Origin of the sequence: Psychrobacter sp. BF1 (genome assembly GCF_019279065.1) — a bacterium.
Lineage (GTDB): Bacteria > Pseudomonadota > Gammaproteobacteria > Pseudomonadales > Moraxellaceae > Psychrobacter > Psychrobacter urativorans.
Genome location: NZ_JAGYWV010000007.1, coordinates 94,573 through 116,656, shown reverse-complemented (window position 1 = coordinate 116,656; position 22,084 = coordinate 94,573). Strand labels below are relative to the sequence as shown.

Annotated in this window: 15 protein-coding genes and 2 tRNA genes; 9 read left to right on the top strand and 8 right to left on the bottom strand. The window is 44.6% G+C overall.

The window, feature by feature from the left end; genetic code table 11:
• Positions 1-122: 122 nt before the first annotated feature.
• A complete protein-coding gene (gene truC / locus KZA12_RS09565; RefSeq protein ID WP_218690093.1) occupies positions 123-908 on the bottom strand; it encodes a tRNA pseudouridine(65) synthase TruC in 786 nt (261 codons plus the stop codon).
• Positions 909-1,425: 517 nt separating this feature from the next.
• Positions 1,426-2,421, bottom strand: a complete 996-nt coding sequence (locus KZA12_RS09560) for a diaminopimelate dehydrogenase (RefSeq protein ID WP_218690092.1) — start codon at positions 2,419-2,421, stop codon at positions 1,426-1,428.
• A 511-nt stretch (positions 2,422-2,932) separates the two neighbouring features.
• Between KZA12_RS09560 and KZA12_RS09555 the strand changes: the two genes are divergently transcribed.
• The 8 genes from KZA12_RS09555 (at position 2,933) to KZA12_RS09520 (ending at position 14,949) form a co-directional block, all read left to right on the top strand.
• Complete coding sequence (locus tag KZA12_RS09555) at positions 2,933-3,910, top strand: LysR substrate-binding domain-containing protein (RefSeq protein ID WP_218690091.1); 978 nt, start codon at positions 2,933-2,935, stop codon at positions 3,908-3,910.
• Positions 3,911-4,179: 269 nt separating this feature from the next.
• Entirely contained in the window at positions 4,180-5,448 is a 1,269-nt protein-coding gene (locus KZA12_RS09550; protein WP_218690090.1) for an aspartate aminotransferase family protein, read from the top strand.
• A gap of 138 nt (positions 5,449-5,586) precedes the next feature.
• The gene (locus tag KZA12_RS09545; RefSeq protein WP_218690149.1) at positions 5,587-6,969 is read left to right on the top strand and encodes a VOC family protein; all 1,383 of its coding nucleotides are present in this window, start codon (positions 5,587-5,589) and stop codon (positions 6,967-6,969) included.
• Positions 6,970-7,138: 169 nt separating this feature from the next.
• Positions 7,139-8,629, top strand: coding sequence for an aldehyde dehydrogenase family protein (locus KZA12_RS09540; RefSeq protein WP_201622564.1), 1,491 nt, complete (start codon positions 7,139-7,141; stop codon positions 8,627-8,629).
• 515 nt (positions 8,630-9,144) lie between these two features.
• A complete protein-coding gene (nhaC, locus tag KZA12_RS09535) occupies positions 9,145-10,614 on the top strand; it encodes a Na+/H+ antiporter NhaC (RefSeq protein ID WP_218690089.1) in 1,470 nt (489 codons plus the stop codon).
• A 17-nt stretch (positions 10,615-10,631) separates the two neighbouring features.
• Positions 10,632-11,918: an FAD-binding oxidoreductase gene (locus KZA12_RS09530; protein WP_218690088.1), complete on the top strand. Its 1,287-nt coding sequence runs from the start codon at positions 10,632-10,634 to the stop codon at positions 11,916-11,918.
• 301 nt (positions 11,919-12,219) lie between these two features.
• Positions 12,220-13,617 carry an FAD-binding oxidoreductase gene (locus tag KZA12_RS09525; protein ID WP_218690148.1) on the top strand — a complete coding sequence of 466 codons (1,398 nt, stop codon included), beginning with the start codon at positions 12,220-12,222 and terminating at the stop codon, positions 13,615-13,617.
• A gap of 309 nt (positions 13,618-13,926) precedes the next feature.
• On the top strand, positions 13,927-14,949 hold the full coding sequence (locus KZA12_RS09520; protein WP_218690087.1) for an ornithine cyclodeaminase family protein: 1,023 nt from the start codon (positions 13,927-13,929) through the stop codon (positions 14,947-14,949).
• Between the two features lie 247 nt (positions 14,950-15,196).
• Here the strand turns inward: KZA12_RS09520 and rluF are convergent, their stop codons facing one another.
• The 5 genes from rluF to KZA12_RS09495 form a co-directional block, all read right to left on the bottom strand.
• On the bottom strand, positions 15,197-16,186 hold the full coding sequence (gene rluF, locus KZA12_RS09515; RefSeq protein ID WP_218690086.1) for a 23S rRNA pseudouridine(2604) synthase RluF: 990 nt from the start codon (positions 16,184-16,186) through the stop codon (positions 15,197-15,199).
• Between the two features lie 474 nt (positions 16,187-16,660).
• Positions 16,661-16,747: transfer RNA gene (locus tag KZA12_RS09510), tRNA-Leu, on the bottom strand.
• 140 nt (positions 16,748-16,887) lie between these two features.
• A tRNA-Cys gene (locus KZA12_RS09505) sits at positions 16,888-16,961 on the bottom strand.
• A 214-nt stretch (positions 16,962-17,175) separates the two neighbouring features.
• On the bottom strand, positions 17,176-17,310 hold the full coding sequence (locus tag KZA12_RS09500; protein ID WP_216580840.1) for a putative transporter small subunit: 135 nt from the start codon (positions 17,308-17,310) through the stop codon (positions 17,176-17,178).
• Positions 17,311-17,389: 79 nt separating this feature from the next.
• Positions 17,390-19,048 (bottom strand): sodium:solute symporter family protein, encoded by a 1,659-nt coding sequence (locus KZA12_RS09495; protein ID WP_218690147.1) that lies wholly within the window; start codon positions 19,046-19,048, stop codon positions 17,390-17,392.
• Positions 19,049-19,868: 820 nt separating this feature from the next.
• Here KZA12_RS09495 and folD point away from each other — a divergent pair.
• Positions 19,869-20,738 carry a bifunctional methylenetetrahydrofolate dehydrogenase/methenyltetrahydrofolate cyclohydrolase FolD gene (gene folD, locus KZA12_RS09490; protein WP_218690085.1) on the top strand — a complete coding sequence of 290 codons (870 nt, stop codon included), beginning with the start codon at positions 19,869-19,871 and terminating at the stop codon, positions 20,736-20,738.
• A gap of 119 nt (positions 20,739-20,857) precedes the next feature.
• Here folD and corA read toward each other — a convergent pair whose 3' ends face one another.
• Positions 20,858-22,051 (bottom strand): magnesium/cobalt transporter CorA, encoded by a 1,194-nt coding sequence (gene corA, locus KZA12_RS09485; protein WP_201622558.1) that lies wholly within the window; start codon positions 22,049-22,051, stop codon positions 20,858-20,860.
• Between the last annotated feature and the right edge of the window lie 33 nt (positions 22,052-22,084).

Sequence of the window (22,084 nt, the reverse complement as noted above, 5' to 3'; positions counted from 1 at the left end):
CCACTGAGGGTCAAGGTGACTAAAAAGTGAACTGCTATTGCCGCTCATTTGTTTGATTTTTTCGTTTGGTTTAACAATATTATCACGTATTCATTAATATGATCTTCTAAACCCTAAACAGCTTAACCTTCAGCACTCTCTACCCAATCAAACTCTTCTAGAATACGCAACCATTGACTATCTAAGCCTGCTGTTAGCCGCAAGGGCTCAGCAGTCACTGGATGGCTGAGCGCCAAAGTTTGGGCATGTAGCAGCATACGCGCGCAATCATATTGAGTACGAAAAAATCGATTGTGCCGTCCATCACCGTGACTAGTATCACCCACTATATGATGAAATAAATGTCGCATATGCCGACGTAGTTGATGCTTGCGCCCAGTCTCAGGTGTTAAGCGTACTAGACTATAGCGGCTAGTGTCATGCTTTTTTGATACCGCAAAGGGCAGCTCAATTTGTGCCAAACTCTGCCAATGGGTCACCGCCTCTTGAGCTTCTTTTTCCAAATCGGCAAACTTATCGGCGATAGCATCAGGCTTAAAGCTCAATGCATAATCAATGGTGCCTTGCTCTGTCATATAGCCGCGCACCACGGCTAAATATTGCTTGGTTACTTGGTGATCAGTAAAAGCCTCATTCAAGCTGCGTGCTACGCTTGGGCTCTTGGCAAATAACAATACGCCTGAAGTCGGCTTGTCCAACCTATGAACCGGAAAGACATGGCAGCCTACCGCATCACGGGTGAGCTGCATAGCAAAGCGCGTCTCGCCTTTATCCAGCCAACTGCGATGCACCAACAGACCGGCCTCTTTATTAATCGCTACCAGAAACTCATCTTCATAGATAATTTCTATTGGGTTAGCGCTATCGTTGTCTATACCCGTGTTTTCAGTGTCGCTTTCTATACTCATGTTTTTAGTGCCTATACTTTAGATGCTATAATTATAGCTCTGCTATCTTTTCTAAGTATCTTTTTTATCGTACCTTAGCAAGTCGTCACGCAAAAATCTCTGACAATAATTCTACTTACACTTGCACTGATATTTGTTGTCCATACCTAAGCGTTTAAACTGACTCAATGCTTCAAAAATTCTAAAAACTATCAAGTTTTATGATGATAGGGCCAAAGTAGGTAGGCTAATCTGGTGTTTGGGTTCTGTAGTGAAAATCTGAATCTTAGGATATATGCTATATACGTTAGTAAGCTGAGCTCTTAAAATAATGACAGTGTACTCGATGGAGTGCATAAAGTGAGCTTTTCGAATATAAATATTAACTTAGGAATTTCTGCTAATAAATTATGATAAATGCTGTATTAGCTAAACTAGCAGGACCAAGGATGCAACCATAAAAAAAGCACCGAGCCTTCAAATGGTTTGGTGCTTTTTTTAGCTTAGTGATTTTTTGTTTTTAACTCAGAGCTAGTGTTTATAGCAGCTCTTTTCGCAGCTGCGCAGGGGACTTAGGTGACAATAAGCTAGGGGCTACATCGAGCACCGTTTTCGCTCCAGTTTCGCCAGCCAAGTTCATCTTATAAGCGGCACGGGCATAAGCCACCAGCACGCTAGAGGTAAACTCAGGGTTGCTGCCGAGCTTTAATGAAAACTCCAGCACTTGGTTGTTTTGCTCATCATCAAGGCCGCTAACCCCACTGCGAATTACAAAGCCACCGTGCGGCATTTTACCGTGCTCAGACTCAAAAGTCTGCTGATCGATAAAATGTACTGTGGTGTCATAGTCAGCAAAGTAATCCGGCATAGTGACTATAGTATTGCGCACCGTGTCAGCATCGGCGCCATCGGCTAACACGATATAGCATTCACGGGTATGCTTCTCACGGGTGCTTAGCGTGGGCTGTTCGCCATTGCGTACTCGTGCCATAGCAGACTCTGAGGGAAGGGTATATTGCACGCCCGACTTCACCCCATCCACGCGGCGTACTGCATCTGAGTGTCCTTGGCTTAAGCCTTTACCCCAAAAGGTATAAGTCTCGCCGACTGGTAAAATAGCTTCGCCATATAAGCGGTTGATAGAAAACAGTCCAGGATCCCAGCCTACCGACAACATAGCTACTTTGCCAGCTTTCTTAGCAGGGGCATCAAGAGCGGCAAAGTACTCAGGAATCTTAGCGTGAGTATCGAAGCTGTCGACAATATTAAAAAGACTTGCGAATGCTGGGCCTTGCTCGGGCAAATCTGACTTAGAGCCGCCGCATAAGATCAGTACGTCTATGTCATCTTTGTATTGCGCAATGTCATCCATGGCATAGACGGGTATGCTGGTGTCAATAAGGGTGACCGAAGTGGGATCTCGGCGACTAAATACACAGACTAACTGCATGTCTGGATTCTGCTTAATAGCGGCTTGCGTACCGCGTCCGAGGTTGCCGTAACCGGCGATGGCAACTCTAATTATTGCTGTCATTATGATTAGCCTTACGTTATTGTAGCGAACAGTCTGTTACTGTTGAGGTGATATTTATCAAGTAATACAGGTTAACTGATAAGGGTGTGCCGTAAGCTGCACGTCACTTATCAGTATTATTATTTGCAGAAAATAAAATTTAAAAAGAGGTAGTCCATAAACATTGTGATTATAGCTGACAGTTAAGCGATTACCGTAATAAATTTCTGCTCCTAGTCAACTTAATGACCGTTTTTCACTATAGTCCCCTCGATATGCAGCCTATAACAGGACTTGATCCATTATATTTTATCGAGTGTGTAAGTTTATCGGTTAACAGAACCTTCTAAGCTTATTGAAACTTAGCCAAGGCTCTTGTTAAGATTAGCCGCATCTATAGTTATCTTTGCTCAATGTTAGAGTTTTGAACAGAGGGCAGCGGTCAAGTAGTAACTAATAACCAGTCATTTATCAGTTACTATTTGGGCAGCTACTACACCTTTACGCTCATAAAAATAAGAAAAAATATATTATGCAACCAGATACTTCCAACCCTCTCTCCTTCAGAAAGTACCCTTCAACCACCGCTATGCAGTGCTTTGAGACAGCCGCGCGCCATTTGAGTTTTACCAATGCCGCCTTAGAGCTGCACATGACGCAAAGTGCCGTGAGCAAGCAAGTCGCGCAGTTAGAAGAGATGCTCAATATTTCTTTGTTTTATCGTACTTCGCAGCGTATCTCGCTGACGCCAGCGGGCAAAGACTACTATATCGATGTGCTCAATATTCTAAAAAATATTGAGACAGCCACGATCAAGCTGATGTCGCACAGTAGCAATGTCGAAGTGCTAAAAATGGTGTCGCACCCGACTTTTTGTGCGCGTTGGCTGATTCCGGCGCTACAAGGGTTTAGTCAGGTAAACCCTTTGATTAGATTGGATATTAAAGAGCAGGTAGGGCCGTTTTTCTCTGAAGAGCACGATATCGATATTGCGTTCTTATATGGGGAGGGGACTTGGTCGGGAATGGAGACTTTCAAATTATTTGATGAGTACTGTGTGGCGGTTTGCCACCCTGATTATTTGCAGGGTCAACCGTTGACACCACAACAGTCGGACAGTTATGTCTTGCTGCAACTGAGCTCAAGACCGAGCGCTTGGTATGAATATTTTAAACAGCAGCTGATTAGCTTGGATGGTACCTTCGTAGGGCCACGTTTTGATACCTTCCATGCTTGTATTTCAGCAGCTTTAAGCGGTTATGGAGTAGCTTTAGTGCCGCTACGTCTAGTAGCGCCGGAGCTACAATCCGGTCAATTGGTTACCGCGTGGAATTATGCAGCTAAAGGCAGAGGATCTTATTATATGTCGTTCCCATTGTCGCTTGGAAGTTCGCATAAAACCAAAGTGATGCAAGCCTGGATAGCGAGCTATCTAGAAACCTCGAGCCACAGTCAGATTGAATTGGCCGGTTCGTTAGGGATTACTTTTAACAGCGTTAGTCATGAATAATATCAGTTACAAATAACGAATTTTACTATAAGACGAAAAAGGGGTAGGAGAAGACTGTAGCAGTTTGCCACAGAGCCATTGTATGCAGATTTTCCGAGCATGCTATAGCGGTTATTTTGTGGCTGTGTTTTGGCAATGTTCTGGCGCTCATGACCAAAATGTTAACTGGCAATGACAAAAAGGAAGGCCTGCCCAACTATTATTCGTTTGCCCAAATCCTGTGGTTTTGTTGAAATGAGGGTCTAACTCAAGGAAGGTGAGAGACGTTCATGGATTCGTTATATAACGTCACCGATGCATTCACAATGGTGCATCCAGTGACGCTTAGCAAAGGCAAAAATGCGCACGTTTGGGATACCGATGGCAAGCGCTATATCGATTTCGTCGGCGGTATCGGGGTATTAAACTTTGGCCATTGCCATCCGCACATCGTTGACGCTATCGTCGAGCAGTCACAAAACCTCATCCACTACGCCTACAATGCGGCCGGACACGTCCCTTACCAAACTCTCATGCCTAGACTCTGCGATTTGATACCCATCGAAGGCGAGCTGGCGGGCATGCTGACCAACTGCGGGGCCGAAGCCACCGAAAATGCGATTAAAGTCGCACGTATGAAGACCGGTCGGGTCGGTGTCATCGCTTTTGATGGTGGCTTTCATGGCCGTACCCTTGCCGCCGTCAACCTCAACGGTAAAGTGGCTCCCTATAAACGCGGTCTTGGCCCTCTTGCTGGCAGCGTCTACCATATTCCATTCCCAAGCCCTGACAATGACATCAGTGACCAGCAGGCCATTGACGCTTTGCTGCGCCTATTCGAAGTTGAAACTGATATTCATAACATTGGCGCTGTCATCATGGAGCCAGTGCAAGGCGAGGGCGGCTTTCAATTAATGTCGCCAGAATTTGCTCAGTATCTACGTAAATTCTGTGATGACAACGGCATCTTGCTGATTATGGATGAGATTCAATCCGGCTTTGGCCGTACCGGCATGCCCTTTGCGTTCAGTCATTTAGGGATCGAGCCCGATATGATTTTGCTGGGCAAAAGTATTGCCGGTGGTATGCCATTAGGCGCAGTGATTGGCAAAGGTAGCGTGATGAACGACTTACCTAAAGGCAGTTTGGGCGGCACCTATTCGGGCAATCCGGTAGCTTGTGCAGCTGCTAATGCCACCCTCGATATTATGATGGAGGACGCTGTTTGGGATTCTGCCAAACACTATCAGCAGACTATTCAAGCGACTATTGAGCAGTGGCAACAAGAGGGTCTGACCCCTTGGCTATACGGTCTAACGGGTATCGGCGCTATGCGTGGTATCGAGCTGCGCCACCCTTCTTACGGTACGCATCCGAGCGTGATGGCTTACATCTTAGCGGAAGGTCGTAAGCAAGGTCTGCTATTGATGCCGAGCGGCAAATACCGCCATATTATTCGTCTACTAGCGCCATTAACCATAGAGCCTGAGACTTTAAAAGAAGGCCTAGATATCTTAAAGGGCATCCTAGCGTCCATTCCTAACGAGCTACCTAACTAGCTGCCTAACTAGCTGCCAATCGCGTAGCAAAATGAGCTGCCGATTTAGTAAACGTTTTTGCCTATCTGTTTTGTTATTTAAGCCAATTTAAGGGGAATAACCGTGAGTTCAGATCAGTTGAGTTCAAACCAAGATTTCATGAGCAGTGATGCGATTCGTCATAGCTTCTCACTCGCCATGTCGAAGATGTACCAAAAAGAAGTGCCGCTCTATACCGACTTGATGGATTTGGTGGCTGAGGTCAATGAGGGAGTATTAACCCAGCAACCTGAGATTGCCACCCAGCTTAAACATACGGGTGAAATCGATAGACTGAGCATGGAGCGTCATGGCGCGATTCGTTTGGGGACTGCGGGAGAGTTGGCGATGATGCGTCGCTTATTTGCAGTTATGGGCATGCAGCCGGTGGGCTATTATGACCTAGCTCCTGCAGGCGTGCCGGTGCATTCTACGGCGTTTCGTGCGGTGGACACGGCATCACTAAATAACAGTCCTTTTCGCGTATTTACCTCACTATTGCGTTTAGATCTAATCGGTGATGAGACGCTTAAACAACAAGCCCAAGCGGCTCTAGATGCCCGTAACATCTTTACCGATGGCGCGGTCAAACTGATTGAAACTTATGAGCAAGAGGGTGGTGTAACTCAAGAACAGGGCGAGCAATTCGTGCAAGAAGCGTTGGAGACTTTCCGCTGGCATGAGCAGTCACCTATTGCCAAAAATATCTATGAGCAGTTGGCCAGTCAGCATCAATTGATTGCCGATGTAGTCGGATTTAAAGGGCCGCATATCAACCATTTAACCCCACGGACGCTAGATATTGATGCGGTACAACAAGGCATGCAGAGCCGTGGTATTCCGCCGAAAGCTATCATCGAAGGGCCGCCGCGCCGCAACTGCCCAATTCTGCTCCGCCAGACCAGCTTTAAGGCATTAGTAGAACCCGTGAGCTTTAAAGGAGTCGATGGTCAGTACGAATCCGGCCAACATACCGCTCGCTTTGGTGAGATTGAACAGCGCGGTGTCGCGTTAACGCCAAAAGGCCGGGCCTTGTACGATCAATTGCTTAGTGAAGCCCGTGACAAGTTAGGCGCAACACCAAATGAAAAAAACGCCGAGCAGTATTACCAATTGTTGAGCGAGTCTTTTGTCGCCTTCCCAGACGACTATCAAGCGCTGCACGAGCAACAGCTGGCTTATTTCCATTATCAACCTAGTGAGACTCATTCTGCAGAATTAACAAGTTTGGAGATTTCTACTGATAATTTACAACAGTTGATTGAGCAAGGCGTTATTCGTATCGAACCGATTGTTTATGAAGACTTTTTGCCAGTCAGTGCAGCCGGGATCTTCCAATCCAATCTACACAGTGATACCGCCAGCAGCTATGAGGGGCAGTCTAACCAAAAAGAGTTCGAGCAAGCTTTAGGAGCAAGTGTGCAGGATGAGTTGGCACTATATCAGCAGATGCAAGATAACAGCCTACAGGTATGTCTAGCGTCTTTACAGCAGGTGGCCTAGCTAATGACTAGTTAAAACTATGATTAATTCAAGTTTAATCCCATAAGTTTAGTGTGCCATTCCAAAAATGAATGACAGCAAGAAATTTATTATTTTGCAACTTACGCGGCGGCAGGGTAGTTTAATAGGTCTGCAAGGACGTAATGAAATACTATACAAAGGAGTCAGTATGATTAAGCAATATATGTCGGCCATGGGCGTTGATGAGAGCCAGTACCAAGCGGGCGATTTCGCAGTTCAGAGCCCTATTGATGGCGAAGTCATTGGTAAGGTCGCTTTGCACCAAGTGAGCGATGTCGATAGCCAAATTCAAAATGCTAAAAAAGCCTTCAAAGAATGGCGTACAGTACCCGCTCCTAAGCGTGGCGAATTGGTCCGTATTTTGGGCGAAGTGCTGCGTGAGCATAAAGAAAATCTAGGCGCTCTAGTGTCTTTAGAGGCCGGTAAAATCAAACAAGAAGGCCTAGGTGAAGTCCAAGAGATGATCGATATCTGTGACTTTGCAGTAGGTCTGTCTCGTCAGCTTTATGGCCTAACTATCGCCTCAGAGCGTCCGGGTCACCACATGCGTGAAACTTGGCAGCCACTAGGTGTCATCGCTGTGATCTCTGCTTTTAACTTCCCAGTCGCCGTTTGGTCATGGAACACCGCACTAGCTTTAGTTTGTGGTAACCCAGTAATTTGGAAGCCTTCAGAAAAAACCCCCCTAACTGCCATTGCTTGCCAAGCGCTGTTTGAGAAAGCATTGGCTAAATTTGGTGATGCGCCTGCTAACTTGTCGCAAATCCTGTTGGGCGAAGCCGATGTTGGTAATGCTTTGGTTGAGCATAAAGACGTAGCTCTAGTCAGTGCCACGGGTAGTACCCGTATGGGCAGAATCGTAGGGCCTAAAGTCGCTGAGCGCTTTGGTAAGTCGTTGCTTGAGCTCGGTGGTAACAACGCCATGATCCTAGCGCCAAGTGCTGATTTAGACTTAGCCCTACGCGGCATTCTATTCTCAGCAGTCGGAACAGCCGGTCAGCGTTGTACCTCGCTGCGCCGTCTATTCGTTCACGAGTCTGTAAAAGACGACATCCTACCGCGCGTAAAAGCTGCTTACTCAACCGTGAGCATCGGTCATCCGCTAGAAGGCAATTTGGTCGGCCCACTCATCGACGAAGACAGCTTTAATAACATGCAAGACTCGTTAACCAAAGCTCGTGCAGCCGGCGGTAAAGTCACTGGTGGTGAGCGGGTCTTACAAGATAAGTATCCGAACGCCTACTATGTCACGCCTGCCATCGTGGAGATGGATGAGCAAAATGATGTGGTGCGTCATGAGACTTTCGCGCCTATCTTATACGTCATGACCTACACAGAATTCGACGAAGCCTTAGAGATGCAAAACGATGTACCACAAGGCCTATCCTCTTGTGTCTTTACCAATGACTTACGTGAAGCTGAGCTGTTCTTAAGCGCTCGCGGTAGTGACTGTGGTATTGCTAACGTCAACATCGGTACTAGTGGTGCTGAGATTGGTGGTGCATTCGGCGGCGAAAAAGAAACCGGCGGTGGTCGTGAGTCCGGTTCTGATGCGTGGAAAAACTACATGCGTCGTCAGACCAACACGGTCAACTACTCAACTGAGCTACCTCTAGCACAGGGCATTAACTTCGGTTAATTACTAGCAATTCTAGCTCTATTTACACAAGCGCCAATTGTATTTTTATTCAGTTAAGCGCGCGTTATGTGCGCTTAACTGCCCTTTAATCTTCGTAGATAGGCGAACGAATAATCTAGACTGATTATAAAAAAAAGACTAACCCTAAGCCCAGTTTGTATTATTTTTTATTGCCATTCTATGTAAGCTTTTTAGTAAGTTTTTAGATGATTAATAATCCTTAAAAGGGCTATTAAAGGTCTGAATCAATATTAAATTTTAACGCTTTATTTGTTTTAACTTCTTTTATTTTAATTATTAACTGATACTTTTTAAACATCTGTTTTGACAGGTGGCAATATTTTATTGTTTAGGGTAATTTCTAAGTTATTGTTTTAATTGGTTATTTAATTTAAAACTATGTTTACAGGTGGCTTAGGCCACTAGCTTGGTTTTAGATTGACCAATCAGCAACACCGTACTACGACTATATACCAATGGATTTGGTTTTAACTACTAGGATAGGTAGATATATCATGAATACACAAACCCCGCACAAGTCACCAAACCCAGATATCGAAGGTTATGATCCTTCTTCTAGCTTCCTGCTAGATATTGCTCCGCTGGTATTAACGGCCATTCTCCTGATGGTACAGTTCTTTGTCTTTAAAGACTTTACCCCGCATATTCCGCTCGCGTGTGGCATCTTAATCACCGGTCTGTTTATGAAGATCCGTGGTCGCAGTTGGGAGGGCATGGAGGAGCGCTTTTTAAAAGTGGTAAAAATTGGTCTGCCCGCCATGATTATCTTGATGGGTGTCGGCATGCTTATCGGCGCTTGGATTATCGCTGGTACCGTTCCCACTATCCTTTATTACGGCTTTAGCGTTTTCTCTCCCTCCTCTTTTCTAGTCTCTGTTTGTATCATTTGCGCCATTATTTCATTGGCAACGGGCACCTCGTGGGGCACGGTGGGTACGGTTGGTCTGGCTATGATGGGAATTGGCCTAGGATTAGGTATCCCGCCATCACTTACCGGTGGTGCTATTGTTTCTGGTGCTTTTTTTGGCGACAAAATGTCTCCACTATCGGATACCACCAACTTAACCCCAGCGGCTGCCGGCGTTGATCTTTGGGATCACATCCGCGGCATGTTACCCACTACCGTACCCGCCATGATTACCGCCATCATTCTTTATGCTTGGATTGGCATGGGCTATGGCGCAGAAAACGTCGATTTAACATCAATCAAAGAAATCCAAGCCTCATTAGCTGCCAACTATAATCTCAGCATCATTACTTTATTGCCAGCTGTTGTCGTTGTCATTGCTGCAGTTATGAAAATGCCTGCCATTCCAACTGTCCTATCAGGGGTAGTGGTCGCCGGTCTAGTCGCCTTCTTTATGCAAGGCGTGGGTGTTGATGAGATTTTTAAAGTTCTACAAAACGGTTTTGTTAGCGAGACCGGTTTTGCGGTGGTTGATCAACTGCTGTCTAAAGGCGGCGTGATGTCGATGACTTGGGTGGTGACCTTGACTATCTTTGCCTTAGCCTTCGTTGGCTCGATCGAGCATTACGGCACGCTAAAAGCCATCATGGCCAAAATCAATAATATAGTGAAGTCGCGTTTTGGTTTAGTGTTCACCACTTATGCTAGCACTATCGGTGTCGGCACGCTGATCGGTGATGTCTATACCACACTCGTCTTGCCAGGTCGTCTACTCAAAGACAAGTATCAAGAGATGGGCTACAAGCGCACCACGCTTACCCGCTCTATCGAAGATACCGGCACCCTATTATCTCCACTAATTCCTTGGAACATGGGCGGTAGCTTTGTCGCAGCGACGCTAGGTATTGCCACGCTAACGTACGCGCCATTCGCCTTTGCCTGCTGGTTATCACCACTATTCGGCTTGCTATGGGTGGTGTTAAATAAATTTATCCCTCGTGAAGACCCTATTGTTAATAACGACACTAGCACGCTCTCTAGCGCAGACAACGTGTAATTTAAAAGGAAGCTGAGATGTTGCAAGAGCAATGTTTGTGGAGCGTCACGGCGCCCAAAACTCACTACTACGATTCGCTTACTAGCGAAACACAAACCCGAGTCTGCATTATCGGCGGTGGCTATACCGGACTGTCTGCAGCCATTCATCTGGCAGAGCAAGGCGTGGCGGTGGTGTTATTAGAGAGTAAAGTCATCGGTAGCGGTGGCTCAGGGCGCAATGTCGGTCTGGTAAACCCTGGCACTTGGGCACGTCCCGATGACCTCAATCTCATTATGGGTGAGGCGGCGGGTGAGCGTTTGGGTACCGCGCTTGGCAACGCCCCAAGCCTCGTGTTCGATATCATCGATCGTTATAATATCGCAGCGCAAGATACCCGCACCGGCAATATCCATATGGCGCACAATGCCAAGGGTGAAGCCGATGTCGACGTTCGCTACGAGCAGTTGACGCGTCGCGGTGTCCATGCTGAGGTGCTAACCGGCGCACGCTGCCACGAATATTGCGGCACTACCAGCATCAATAAAGCCTTGCTTGATCATAGAGCAGGGACCATCAACCCATCGGCTTACGTCAATGGCTTGGCTGATGCCGCGACAAAATTGGGTGTACGTATCTATGAAAACTCCGCCGTAACCTCGGTCGAGAAGTCGGGTAATGATTGGTATGTGCGTACGACTGATGCCGCAGTAAAAGCTGAAAAAGTTATCATCGCGACCAATGCTTATACGGAAGGCGAGTGGACGGAAGTTAAAAAAACCTTCTACTTAGTGGATTACTATCAGATTGCCTCAGAGCCATTAACCGGTGAGGCAGCAGATAGAATACTCCCTTATAAAATGGGTTCTTGGGATACGCGTCTGGCACTATCCAGTATTCGCCGTGATAAAGACGGTCGACTCCTATTGGGTACGGTCGGTGGTAAGGCAATGAAGTCCAAAGCTTTTTACCAAAATTGGGCCAATGTAGTGCAAAAAAGCTATTTCCCCGACCTACCTAAGTTTAATTGGCAGTATGAGTGGTACGGTCACTTTGGCTTTACCCAAGACCATATCATGCGTATCTTTGAGCCTAAAGACGGTATCTTAGCGGCGACCGCCTTTAATGGTCGCGGAATTACCACCGGCACTATGATTGGCAAGTGCTTTGCTGATTATATTATCTCAGGTGACAAGGCAGTATTGCCACTACCGTTTAAGACTATTAAAGAAGCTAAAGTCGGTATGTCGGGCTTTCGATCGGGCTATACGGAACTGGGGCTAACTTTGTATCATATGGGCCAGTGTCTAAAGATTATTGCTTAGTTTGTAAGTTGGCTTATTATGAGAAGCTTAATGCTTTAACGCATTGCGTGGTGTTTGTTTATTCCGTCGCTTAGTTTAGCGGGTAGGATAAATGGATGGGGCGCTGCTTTTGTTTATCGCTTTAGTATTATATTCAGTCGTCTTTTTATCCTTATCCTTCTCTTAATCTGACTTCTTATTTTATTTGGCTGCTTATCTTAGATGCCTTTATTGCTTTGGAGCGTATACCGTGACTGCTGTTTCAGCACTGCCAACTTTAGAATCGACCACTTCTGCAACTGAGCTAGCCACGAAGGTAGCAATGAGTGAGCAGGTGCTAGCTAATCTGCAAGCGCAGCATGGCTATGACGCGAGCCAAATTAAGATGGATGCGGCGAGCCTTGAGCATTGGGGCAAGGACTGGACCAAACACTTTGCGCCAGCGCCATCGGCTATCGTATTTCCAAAGTCTACCGAGCAAGTACAAGCGTTAGTGAAACTAGCCAATGAGCACAATATCGTTATTACGCCAAGCGGGGGTCGTACCGGTCTTTCTGCAGGCGCGGTGGCTAGTAATGGCGAAATAGTCGTTAGCCTCGATAAAATGAATAAAATCGGTCAGTTTTATCCGGTGGATCGTCTGGTAGAAGTGCAAGCGGGCGTGATCACCGAGCAGTTGCAACAGTTTGCCGAAGCGCAGAGATTGTATTATCCGGTTGATTTTGCTTCAGCAGGATCAAGTCAAATTGGTGGCAATATCGGTACTAATGCTGGCGGTATTAAAGTGATTCGTTATGGTATGACCCGCCAATGGGTGATGGGCCTCACTGTGGTAACCGGCAAGGGTGATATCTTGCACCTGAACCGCGGCATGATTAAAAACGCTACCGGCTACGACTTACGCCAATTGTTTATTGGTGCCGAAGGGACTTTAGGGATTGTCACTGAAGCGCAAATAAAACTGGATCGTCCGCCGCATGATTTGACCGTAATGGTGCTCGGTATGGACGAGTTTGACCATGTCATGAATGTGTTATCCGCATTCCAAGCCAAAATTGATTTGACCGCTTTTGAATTCTTTGACGACGTGGCGATTGATAAGTTAATGGCGACCGGTCATGTGCAAGAGCCGTTTGAAGCCCGCACGAAATACTATGCGCTATTAGAATTTGAGGCACCGTACGAGCCGATTATGGACAAGGCGATGGCTATCTTCGAAGAGTGTATGGAAAATGGTTGGGTCGTCGATGGGGTGATGAGTCAGAGTATTGCGCAAGCGATGGACCTTTGGAAATTACGCGAGTATATCTCCGAGACCATTTCCGTATTTACCCCGTATAAAAACGACGTGTCGGTATTGATTACTCATGTGCCAAGCTTTATTCATGATATCGAAGCTGTGGTCAGCGTAAAATATCCTGACTTTGAGATTTGCTGGTTTGGTCATATCGGTGACGGTAATTTACACCTGAATATTCTCAAGCCCGAGGCTTTATCGAAAGATGAGTTTTTCGAGAAATGCCAGAGCGTGAATGATGCTATCTTTACCATCGTGCAGCAGTATGGTGGCTCAGTATCTGCAGAGCATGGCGTGGGCATGACCAAAAAACCTTATCTACATTATAGCCGTAGTGAAACCGAGATTGACTATCTGCGTGAGGTTAAAAAGGTCTTCGATCCCAATGGTATTATGAACCGCGGTAAGATTTTTGATATTTAAATAAAGATTATCGTAAGGTTTGAGGCAGTTTGAGCCATTACCATAGTTGGTAAAAATTTACTGGCGTGCTGGCCGTCTACGACTCGCCAGAGGCTGCATAAACTTCTCCCAGCTACCCGTATTAAGTACGAAATGAATTTTTATATTTAGTTAAAGGTTATCATGATGTTCTCATCTTTATAAAATCGTTATAGGCTGTGGCTTTAGCCCAACTTATTAAATAACACTTATAAGGTTGCTGGGCTAAAGCGCCAGCCTACGCCAATCAAATTAAACACTTTTTATTAATAAAAATGACAAGGAAACCCCATGCAAATTTTAGACAGTCAAGCCGTTAAAGACCAATTAACCATGGTCATGGCTATCGACTCTATAGAGCGCTTATTGACGCTACAAGCCGAGCATCCAGAGTGGGTAAAATGTCCAGAGCGTTTGGTGATTCCGACCTTTACTGCCAGTGATAAAAATACTGGGACGCACCTCTCGATGCCGTCAGTATTGTTTGATGGTAAAGAAGAGTTTGCTATCGTGAAACTGGTCACCATTTGCCCGGATAACCCTAAACGCGATTTGCCGACGACGACTGCGGTGGTGACTGTCTCCAATAACGATACTGGTGAGATTTTGGCCTTTATGGATGGTATTTATATAACCCAAGTCCGCACGGCAGCCTTATCGGGTATTGCCAGCAAATATTTAGCGAAGCCGGACAGCCAACAAGTGGCCGTAATCGGTTGTGGTGGTATGGCGTATGAGCAGCTTAATGCGGTATTAACCGTATGCCCCAATATCAAAACTGTGACGCTATGGAATAGAACCACTGAGGGCGCTAATACTTTTAAAACTAAGTTTGCTGAGCAATATCCGGAGTGGCCAGTGACGATTGAAGTTTGCGAAGACATCGTTAGCGCGGTAAAAAATGCCGATGTGATTAACTTGGCAACTCGTGCTACCGAAGGCTTATTTGAGCTCAATGAAATAAAAGCTGATGCGCATATTAATGCCGTAGGGGCTTACCAACCTGAGATGAAAGAAGTTAGCGACTCAGTCATCGAGGCCTGCTCGCATGTGGTTATCGATGATGCCCCGGGTGGTCGTCATGAAGCTGGCGATTTAATCCAAGCGGATGCTGCAGAAGATTGCGACTGGACTTGGGATGATTTGACGGGCGATTTAGCCGACTTGGTCACGCAAAAAATTACTATAGACCACGATAAAAAAGGCGTGACACTATTTAAGTCGGTCGGAGCCGCCAGCTTTGATGCAGCAGTGGCTTTGGAGGTGGCGCAAAAAGCTAAATTAGTTGACCACTACCACCACTATAAGCTCTAAGCTTTGTAATAAAAGAAGAGGCGTATTGATGGTGGTACAGCAGCGCTAAACGATTAGCGCTGGTGGTAAACCATAAAAGGCAAGCAGATCATTAGTATTCGCTTTTTGGTAAGCGCAATCTATGTATTGTCTTTATTGTTTCCTAAATGTGGGGCAGGGGCTTTGATTGTCGCTTTGGCTATCATGGTCCATCCCTTTTGGGCTGATACTGGGTCTACAGTAGTGATTTAGTTACATCACACAGGTGCTACGAGCGCTTAGAGCTGCGACCTTTTGCAGGACGCTTGCCGTTGGTAGTGGGTTTACCATTGCGCCCAGGTTTTTTACTGTCCCCAAAAGGACGCCTATCGTTACCTTTAGAGCCTGCTGGCTTTTTAGGACCGCCCTTAGGATTTCTAGTTTTCCCCTTTGCTGCGCCCGTTGTTTCTGTAGACGCTTTAGACTTAGATGGCCCATCGGTACGAGGTTTTTTCCGTGGGGCATTAGCAGATTTCTTAGCCGGAGTACTACTATCTGAAGAAGAGCCTTCTATAGATTTAAGTAAAACAGCCAGCTCTTTTTGAGTCAAATCCCGCCATTCGCCAACCGCAATACCCTTGTTACTCACATTCATAATCCGCGTACGCTCAAGCTTTACCACTTCATAACCGAAATGCTCACACATACGACGAATCTGGCGGTTCAACCCTTGTACTAAGGTGATATTGAACACGTTAGGCGAAATCTTGGTCACTGGGCACTTTTTTGTCATCCTACCTAGCATAGGCACACCACCAGCTAAGCCCTTGATAAAACTATCAGTTATCGGCTTGTTTACTGTCACTAAATACTCTTTTTCATGATTATTACCAGCCCGCAGTACCTTATTGACTAAGTCACCATTGTTGGTCAAAAAGATGACACCTTGTGAGTCTTTATCTAAGCGACCAATCGGGAAGATACGTAGACTATGTCTAACAAAATCAACAATATTGTGCCTCTCGGAGCTTTCGGTAGTGCTGACAATGCCCACTGGCTTGTTTAGGACTATAAAAACAAAATTATCGGCGTCTTGGGGCTCAATGAGTTGGCCGTTCACTTTTACCGTATCGCCAGCAACTACTTGCTGCCCCACCGAAGCACGCTTACCATTGATGAACACGTTGCCTTGTTCAATAAAGCGATCAGCGTCTCTTCGAGAGCAAATACCACTTTCGCTAATGTATTTATTTAAACGAGTTGAGGAAGGGTTAAACATAAAGTACCTTTTTACCTAATAAAAAGCCTTTGTTACTAAGAAAAAAGCTTAAATTTAATGGATCATTAATAATGAAATGGATTGAATCATCATATAGGAAACTCAGTAGCCGTGTCAGCAAAGGCGAATAAAAACTTAGAAATATATTCGTAATGAGGACAGCAGTAGGCTAAGGGCATCTCTACAAGCACTAGGAGTCGTTTAACCACGCTTAAAGACTGATTTTGCAGTCCATCTAAGGTTATAGGCAAAACCTAAGCTTCGATAGGGTAAAAGCTTACCGCTTAATCTATAGATAGAAAGGAATTTTGCAGTATTTATTAAAATCAGCGCTTAGTAGAGTCAAGACTTAGCAGAGCCAAGATTTAGAGATAGAAATTAGCAGTAAGATAATGGATTTAAATAGTAAATAGTAACAGCCATAAAAAAACACCGTAAATCATTATGATTTACGGTGTTTTTAGTACTGCTATATGGTACCCGGAGCCGGACTTGAACCGGCACGCTATTGCTAGCGAGGGATTTTAAATCCCTTGTGTCTACCAATTTCACCACCCGGGCAAAACTTGTATTATCTGCTAAGTAGCTGCTATTAAGTAAGCAATATACTTGTTAGATAGTGGTCGCTATTATAAGCATTTGAGTTAATAAAGCAAGCTAAAATTAACTTATTACTAATAAATATTTAAAACTTAAATAATTGGAGGCTGGAGTCGGAATCGAACCGACGATCAAGGAGTTGCAGTCCAGTGCATTACCACTTTGCTATCCAGCCAATCAAGGTTGACTATATTAGCAAAAATATTTTAAATTACAAGACATTTTTTAGATAAAGTGACTTTATTTAGTATTGCTAGAGCTTTGAGGCCTTTATTACTGCTCAAAGGGTTTATTACTTAGGGTTATAGCAATCTTATTACTAAATCAGTAACCAAAATAGCCGCACTAAGCCTTGACTCAGTGCGGCTATTTTAGGGCTATTTCGAGTGTTAGATAATATCTTTATTATTACGGCGGGCTTTTTGGATATCGCGATAGGTTGCAGTGCAAATAAGTACTAGCACTCCAAGCGTAATCACTGGCCAAATTAAGATATATAACCCATAGATAAAAGTACTACTCATACTAGCTCCTTATGTGATTAGTGACAGGCTGATCTAATAGGCGATCAACCGGTTCTAGTTAGAGAACAGTCAGTGCTGATTAATTACTTTTGACATCAGCGACTGGGGTTATTTTTGCTTTTTTATCATAATCACCAACACGCTGTTGGATGAGATCAAAGTCGAAGTACTCGTTACTCATAAGACTGATGACAATACAGACGATAGTACTGACGCCGTAAGCAGTCAATGAGGCTAGGAGCACCATATATTGACGCAAGAAGTCTGTGGCAAAGATCAGCATGAATATCAGTGCAATACTGGCCGCTAGTAAGCCCATCTTGCGACCCAAGAAACCAAAGACCATCAGGCCAATGACTACTGAAGCGCCGACGCTGGCCATAACTTCGAAGAATAGGGCAGTAACCCCAGTAATAGGCACCAACTCGAAGCGAGCGATGCAGAAGAACAGTAAACCTACAAGTACTGCTGAGGTAAAGGCGGTATTGGTTACCCGATTCCAATACACACTAGCAATGACTGGGAACACCACTGCGCCCCATAACGCGCCTACAAATACTAGCATCACTAGAATGTCCAGCTTAAAGCTTGCGAATATAAGCCCAGCAGCAGTGGCGACAATCATCGTCCCACGGCCAACTAGCATCATTGTTTTTGGTTTTACCCCTCCTTTTTTGGCGATATTCTTGGCATAAACATCAGCCATCATAATCGTCGAGAGCGCCGATAGATCTGAATCAGCCGTTGACGACAAGGAGCCAATGACTAAGATAAAGAATAGGGCGATAAACACCGGATGCAGATAAGTGCTGACCATTTGTGGGATCAGATTATTCATATTGCCATCTAAGGGCTCAATACCGATGGTTAGCGCCATCAGGCCAATCATGCCTAGACCAATAACGATACCGGCATAGCCGACAGTCGCTGTGATAAAAGTGGCTTTAATTTTGGTTTTATCGATCGCGAATAATCGTTGAGTGATAGTTTGGTTACCGATAGCATAAGCCAGTACAGCGACAAAGAACGGTGCACCTTGCTGAAAAAACGCCTCAGAGGAGAAGAAGTCTTGCTGCTGTAAGGTCAAGTTGGATAATCCGCTGACCATTACTGAGGGACCACCCATGGCAAATAACACCGCTGGAATAATCACTACGCCAATCGCCATCAAGGCAACTAGCTGGGCAAAATCGGTAAATACTGATGCACGAAAGCCTGAAGTTAAGGTATAGCTGAGCACGCCAACCCCAGCAATAATGACCCCAGTCTGGAATGATAATGGCGACAATACCGACACTAGCGCCCCCGCTGCGGTAAAGTTGACCATCAAGCTAATTAAGCTGCCCATAATATTAGAGATGGCTAAAATTAATTGGCTTGATGAGCCATGGCGAGCATGTATTAGCTCGCCCAAGGTATGACCATTGGGCGCAAGTTCACGAAAGCGCATACCGAATGGGTAGATGAATAAAATCATCAATGCACCCCAAAAGCCATAATGTATAGGCCCTGAGATACCATACTTATAGCCGGAAGTGGCTGCGGCATAAAACGATGCCGCCCAAATCCAAGTGGCAGTCATACTAGCTGCACCCATACCGAAACCGACGCTATGGCCAGCAACCATAAAACCAGTAGTCGACTCTTTGTCTTTTTTGATCAATAAAGACAATAGATAAGTACCGCCATAAAACGCTACTAATAATAAAATAACGGTTAGTGCTGAGAATTGGAACAATGACTCAGTTTTCAACTTCATACCTCGCAATTGTTTATAATGGTTTATAACGACTTATATAAGCTTAGCGTTGCTAAAAAACATAGACGCTTGGCAATTAGTCATTCAACAAACAACAAAATAAACTTAGCTTCATTACTAGGTATTGACTGAACTAACTGTTAACTCTACCGCTAATAAGTAATAAGCACTTATTAGCCCTCAATAATGCTAGCGCTATAAACCGCACAGGCACCGATCATTAAGAGCGTCTGCAAAAAGCATAACCATCAGGTTGATACTAATATATGTTGTCATGACAACCGATAATAAGTACTTAATAAATAAGCACGTTTGACTAAGCGTTTAATAGATAAGCGCTAATAAGGATAGAGTAAGTAGACTATTGTTAATGCTGACAGCTAAGACTAATTGAGGTAGGTCTAACCCTTGAATCAATCTGCTGCGATAAGCGAATTGGTACAAAACATGGCACCAATTGCAAATGATATATAATAATTAGTGAATTCAATACTAAAAATGATCCTGTTTTTAAACGATGATCTTCTTACTATTGATAAATAAAACTACAACTACGTTAAATATAAGTAACATTAGTAATTCATAAGAATACCTTATTATCCCTTCAATCTCAAACTTGTGAGCTATCTGAGCGGTTAGAAGTGCTCAAAAATAAGGTTTAAAAGCTAGGGCTCAGTAGTAAAAATTTGCTAGATTTCAAGCTAAATAGGGCTTGTTACTAGGATTTTTGTTGCAAGGTAGGTACAATACTATCCTTTATAAAACCCCTGTTTCTATCGCTTTATCTATTGGAGTTACTATGTCGACCGCTCAAGAAACGGCTATTGTATTAGATGGCAAAGCACTTGCTGCACAAATAGAACAAGAGTTATGCGTACGCGTTGATGCAATTAAACAAAAAACCGGACGCACACCGATTTTGGCAACGATTTTGGTTGGTGCTGATCCTGCTTCAGCGACTTATGTGCGTATGAAAGGTAATGCTTGTAAGCGCGTTGGTATGGACTCTATGAAGGTGGAATTGCCAAGCACTACTACTACAGAGCAGCTACTGGCAAAAATAGATGAGCTTAACAGTAATCAAGATGTGCATGGCATTCTATTGCAGCATCCGGTCCCTAGTCATATTGATGAGCGTGCTTGCTTTGAGCAAATTGATTTGGCAAAAGACGTCGATGGGGTGACTTGCCTTGGGTTTGGTCGTATGAGTATGAATGAGTCAGCTTTTGGCTCTTGTACGCCGCAAGGCATCATGCACTTATTGCAGCACTATAATATCGAGCTGTCAGGTAAAGAGGCAGTAGTAGTCGGTCGTAGTCCTATACTTGGTAAGCCAATGGCGATGATGCTACTCAACGCTAACTGTACTGTGACTATCTGCCATTCGCGCACTGAGGATCTAGCCGCTCATGTTAAGCGTGCTGATATCATCGTTGGCGCAGTTGGCATACCGGAGCTGATTAAGGCTGAGTGGATTAAAGCGGGTGCAGTAGTGATTGATGCAGGCTTCCATCCGACTGATAATGGCGGTGTAGGTGATATTGAGCTTGCGGGCATAAGTGCTATTGCTAGCGCTTATACTCCAGTACCTGGTGGCGTAGGACCAATGACTATTAATACCTTAATTCGTCAGACTGTCGATGCCGCTGAAAAATCAGCAGCTATTTAACTCACTACCCATAGCGCTAATAGTTTATCAGCGTTACTAAGATATAAAAAAAGGGCTAATTGATATATTAGCCCTTTTTTGTATCAAGTTTTTACAGCAAGGATTTTACAGATTTAAATTTATAGCCAGCCCAAACGCTTAAAGTTATAGTATAAATAGCTACAGAGTGCCGCAATTAATAATAAAATCACAAAATAAGAATACTGCCAATGCAGTTCAGGCATAAAGTCAAAGTTCATGCCATAGATCCCAGCTACTGCTGTCGGCACGGCTAGAATACCCGCCCAAGCCGCCAGCTTACGTACCACTTCGTTCTGGCCCATATTGACCATTGCCATATAAGTATCCATCGCTAAGCTTAACATCTCGTTGAGCCCGTTGACCGCATCCAAGGCGCGCAATAGATGATCATTGACGTCACGAAAGTAGGGCTTAGCCGCATTAGGGAAGGCGGGGATAAGGTCGCTTTTTTGATGGTTAATAAAGAAGTTGCAGATATCTTGTACGGGCAAAATGACAGCGCGCATATGTACTAGTTGCGATTTAAGCTCATATAAGTTTTTAAGGGTACTTTTACTAAACTCGTAAGTGAAGATATGGCGCTCTTGCTCACGTAAATAGCTGCCTAAACGGTCGGTGACCGGCATATAGTTATCAACGATGAAATCGAGGATAGCGTGCAGTACAAAAATAGGCCCCATACGTAGCTTTTCTGGACGCAAGTGGTAATGGTCACGTACTGGGGCATAGGAGTTAGAGGGTCCTGTACGAATAGTTATTAGGTAATTCTTACCCATAAATATCGCTGTCGTTCCATAACGTATAAAATTATCATCAAGCTTAGCAGTACGTACTACTAAAAATATCGTATCGTTATTATAGTTTTCAACTTTGGCACGTTGATGCTCAGCAAAAGCATCTTCAATCGCCAGCTCATGTAACTCAAAAGCGTTTTGTACTTTTGCTATAGTTTGTAGGCTAGGTTCATATAACCCAAGCCAAATAAACTGGTTATTATTAGTCAAAGCTTTACTCACTTCGCTAAGCTCTAAATTATTAAGCTGCTCACCTGTTTTGCGCGAATAGGAGTAGCAATTAACCACTTCACCTACGCTTGAAGTATCGATATCTTCGTAGCGTTCAGCATCAGGATCGTAGACCGTCATGGTCTCAAGCGTATCTTCTAGCGTGGCATCAACATCGCCATAGATATAGCTATCATAATCCACTACATCTGAGTAAATATGCTCAGTATTAGACTCAGGTGCAACGTGAGTAGTCGCTCTAATGGATAAATCGTTATCATTTTTCATACACCCTCCTCTGATAACCGCTACTTAGTAACA

What these genes read in the sequence shown, in the direction of transcription:
- corA (WP_201622558.1), bottom strand. Translation starts at nt 22,051, where the DNA reads ATGAAAAATGATAACGATTTATCCATTAGAGCGACTACTCACGTTGCA.
- KZA12_RS09500 (WP_216580840.1), bottom strand. Translation starts at nt 17,310, where the DNA reads ATGAGTAGTACTTTTATCTATGGGTTATATATCTTAATTTGGCCAGTG.
- rluF (WP_218690086.1), bottom strand. Translation starts at nt 16,186, where the DNA reads ATGTTTAACCCTTCCTCAACTCGTTTAAATAAATACATTAGCGAAAGT.
- KZA12_RS09550 (WP_218690090.1), top strand. Translation starts at nt 4,180, where the DNA reads ATGGATTCGTTATATAACGTCACCGATGCATTCACAATGGTGCATCCA.
- KZA12_RS09540 (WP_201622564.1), top strand. Translation starts at nt 7,139, where the DNA reads ATGATTAAGCAATATATGTCGGCCATGGGCGTTGATGAGAGCCAGTAC.
- KZA12_RS09545 (WP_218690149.1), top strand. Translation starts at nt 5,587, where the DNA reads ATGAGCAGTGATGCGATTCGTCATAGCTTCTCACTCGCCATGTCGAAG.
- truC (WP_218690093.1), bottom strand. Translation starts at nt 908, where the DNA reads ATGAGTATAGAAAGCGACACTGAAAACACGGGTATAGACAACGATAGC.
- KZA12_RS09555 (WP_218690091.1), top strand. Translation starts at nt 2,933, where the DNA reads ATGCAACCAGATACTTCCAACCCTCTCTCCTTCAGAAAGTACCCTTCA.
- KZA12_RS09530 (WP_218690088.1), top strand. Translation starts at nt 10,632, where the DNA reads ATGTTGCAAGAGCAATGTTTGTGGAGCGTCACGGCGCCCAAAACTCAC.
- KZA12_RS09560 (WP_218690092.1), bottom strand. Translation starts at nt 2,421, where the DNA reads ATGACAGCAATAATTAGAGTTGCCATCGCCGGTTACGGCAACCTCGGA.
- nhaC (WP_218690089.1), top strand. Translation starts at nt 9,145, where the DNA reads ATGAATACACAAACCCCGCACAAGTCACCAAACCCAGATATCGAAGGT.
- folD (WP_218690085.1), top strand. Translation starts at nt 19,869, where the DNA reads ATGTCGACCGCTCAAGAAACGGCTATTGTATTAGATGGCAAAGCACTT.
- KZA12_RS09520 (WP_218690087.1), top strand. Translation starts at nt 13,927, where the DNA reads ATGCAAATTTTAGACAGTCAAGCCGTTAAAGACCAATTAACCATGGTC.
- KZA12_RS09525 (WP_218690148.1), top strand. Translation starts at nt 12,220, where the DNA reads ATGAGTGAGCAGGTGCTAGCTAATCTGCAAGCGCAGCATGGCTATGAC.